Genomic DNA, 3,173 nt, shown 5'->3' with positions numbered 1-3,173 from the left:
GCCTGTGTCCAGGATACACCCACTACCGGGTAGTCACTATACGCATCGTGCCAGAAGTAGTCGTTGTGCATAGGTTCATTATAAGAGTATTCAAAATCACGGATCCATACGGTGGTATCCGGATAGACTGCGGTTTCCTCCTTGCGGATAAAATCTCTGCGACGGCCATCCTTGGAACGGGCAGCTGCCTCGATATCCATCCAGGAGTACTGGTATTTTATCTTGGTGACGTCCAGGGTACGCTGACCGTTGTAAGACTCATCCTCGGGCAGGTACATTGAATCCACCATAACCTCGGCATAGTACTCATCCGGATACTCAGAAGTATCCCAAACGAGATCTTCATCCCAGTTCAGGGCACGACCCTCATAAAAATTATCTCCCATACCCACATAGTTGTCCAACATATACTTGTCGTACGCAGACAGGTCTGCCGTATCGGCATCTTTAAATGCGTAGGCTCCGATACCATCGTCCTCCGGACTAATGCCCAACTCATCCGCGAGGATGGCGAGTTTCGTCCTGACTACAGAATCTTTGACCCATTCCACAAATTGTCGGTACTCACTATTCGTGATTTCCGTATCATCCATATAAAAGGAACGTACGGTAACGGTCTTGGTTGGGGCATTGAGTGCATCGGCCATATCCTCTTCACTCTTACCCATAATAAAAGACCCCCTTGGGATGAGCTCCATCCCGTAAGGCTTTTCCGGATGCCATTGTTTACCCTGCACTCCTACCAGTTCACCCCTGGTTTTGGAACCACAACTGCTGAGTAAAAAAACAAACGCTATAGATGATAACAATAGCTTTTTCATACGTAAGGTTAATTTCAATTTAGACTACTGGACAGAAATGTCAACGATTATTCACTAAAACTTAAAATCGAATAATTTATTGTACGAATCCGCCTCACGGCCATAAAAAATTTGGTTTAGTTAAAGCCTTTTCGATAGGCTTTGAACCACCTTTCAGGGATATTCTGGTTGCAAGCATCCAAATAGTCCCGTTCGGTGCATGGTAATAACGCGGGGGAGTTTGATTTAGTATATACCAGGGGAAGGTTCGGCACTTCTACCCACCATCTTTCGGTAAGCGTGCTTTTAAAGAATACCAGTTCTTCCGATTCACAGAGAACCCGGTATTTGGTAAAATCGGGATCCGAAGCAACGGGCCGTTCGATAATACTGAAGTTATGACCTTCCAGGAAATACCAGATCATCTGGGCCACTAGCTGGAAGGACTGCATATTATTCTCTATCTCAAAGATACCCAGCAAGGATATGGAATCGGCCATACCGATGTAACGGGTGATGGCACAGATCTCCCGACCTGTGAACCCGTTGGGTGAAAAAGAATCCGGCTGCCCCATCTCCAGCGCCCTCACTGCCCGGGCATCTATACTTACAAGATGTGCATTGCGCACCACGGGTTCTGCCAGGGAAATATCATCGGCAATTTCACCGAGGCGATAAGCGTCGAAGAACAACCGATCCATCAGGTCGATTTCCTCCTGGGCATTAAAATAGGTTTGGAAGCCGAGGTTGGAAAAATTAAAAAGGTTGTTGGGCTTGTCCGTAATAATCTGACTCATATAGGTATTGGAAGAAATCAGCTCATCTTCCACCCCAAAATCAAAACGGGAATCTACTGAGACCAGGTTGATCATATCCATGATCCCGTCGAATGCGCGGTAACAAGGAAATGTAAGATCCTGGGTAGCCCCTATTATAATAGGTATAATTTTCTCCTCGAGGAGTTCTGCGGTAATCTGCCTGAGGACGAAGTAGGTATCGGCCACGGTATCCCCTTCTTCAATATCGCCCAGATCCAGGATGGAGTGGTCCCAATTTCCACGCATAAGTTTATAGAGCTGGTTCCGGATCTCATCCAGATCCAGCCTGTGGGCCTTTTTCTCAAAAGCGTTGCGCGATTCATATACCCCTATGAGTGCAAAGGTGGCTCCGGCCAAAACCGGAATGCCTTCCTGATGGGTATGTTTGTAGATATGATGCCCCAATGCCTGAGCCGGGAGCATTTCGCAGTGCGCCAGAACGCGCTTGTTAACAGGTTTTAGAAAATCGAAAGCCATTTATACCGACCCTGCCCTTTGGAATATTACTTTTTCTTCTTCTTTTTCTTACCCAGCAGCTCCTGGGCCTGTTCCAGGCTCACGCCCAGAGGGTCCACATCCTTACTCAGGTCGACCTTGGTCCTGCCCTTAATGATCTGGTGCCTGCCCCAACGTCCCTTTTCGATCCGAATGCTTTCCTCCGGCCATTCCCGGACGAGTTTTTCCGCTTCTTTTTTCTTTTTTGCCTCAATGAGCTCTGCGATATCCGCCTCACTCAAATTGTCAAAATCGTACTTCTTGTTGATATTGATAAACATCCCGTCCCATTTGATAAAGGGTCCGAATCGCCCCTTTCCGCGGGTCACTTCTTTTCCTTCATACATGGCAATGGGCGCATCGGCCTTTTCCTTGGCTTCAATTAACTCAAGTGCCGCGTCCATATCAATCTCAAAAACACTCTGGTCCGCCTGGAGGGAAACAAACTTTTTCCCATACCGGATGTATGGGCCATACCGGCCTACATTCGCCTGTACTGCCTCTCCCTTATATTCTCCGAGATCCCTGGGGAGCTTAAAGAGGTCCATAGCCTCCTCATAGGTAATGGTATTGATAGACTGGTCGGGCAACAAACTCGCAAAAAGCGGTTTCTCCTCTTCATCCACAGTTCCAATCTGTACCATGGGCCCAAAACGCCCAAGGCGGGCCGCAACCTGACGTCCTGTTTTCGGATCCTCTCCAAGTACCCGTTCTCCGCTCGCCCTTTCGGCATTTTCTTCAACTTCAGCCACATTGGGATGGAAATCCTTGTAAAAATCTTTTAAGATCATTTTCCAGTCTTCCTCCCCGGTCGCGATACCGTCAAAATCCTTTTCGACCTTGGCTGTAAAATTATAATCCAGGATATTGGCAAAATTCGTCACAAGAAAATCGTTGACGATCATCCCGATATCCGTGGGAACCAGCTTTCCTTTATCTGAGCCCACAGTTTCGGAGAGTGTTTTTTCCGAAAGTTCTCCGGACTCCAGAACTACCTGCTGATAAGACCTTGGGCTTCCCTCAACCGTTCCCTTCTCAACATATCCCCGATTCTGAATGG

3 protein-coding genes are annotated in these 3,173 nt (G+C 47.6%); all 3 read right to left on the bottom strand.

Annotated elements, in window-relative coordinates; genetic code table 11:
• Window positions 1-821: SUMF1/EgtB/PvdO family nonheme iron enzyme (locus tag WBV75_RS11590; protein ID WP_424120754.1), on the bottom strand; the 821-nt coding region annotated here is incomplete at its 3' end.
• 116 nt (window positions 822-937) lie between these two features.
• Window positions 938-2,095: a formimidoylglutamase gene (locus WBV75_RS11585; protein WP_424120753.1), complete on the bottom strand. Its 1,158-nt coding sequence runs from the start codon at window positions 2,093-2,095 to the stop codon at window positions 938-940.
• A gap of 26 nt (window positions 2,096-2,121) precedes the next feature.
• The coding region (locus WBV75_RS11580; RefSeq protein WP_424120752.1) for a topoisomerase C-terminal repeat-containing protein at window positions 2,122-3,173 on the bottom strand (1,052 nt) is incomplete at its 5' end.

Origin of the sequence: Robiginitalea sp., from assembly GCF_049588695.1 — a bacterium.
Lineage (GTDB): Bacteria > Bacteroidota > Bacteroidia > Flavobacteriales > Flavobacteriaceae > Robiginitalea.
Note: the sequence above shows the minus strand (reverse complement) of the source record. Positions and strands in the feature narration are given on the sequence as shown.

What these genes read in the sequence shown, in the direction of transcription:
- WBV75_RS11585 (WP_424120753.1), bottom strand. Translation starts at nt 2,095, where the DNA reads ATGGCTTTCGATTTTCTAAAACCTGTTAACAAGCGCGTTCTGGCGCAC.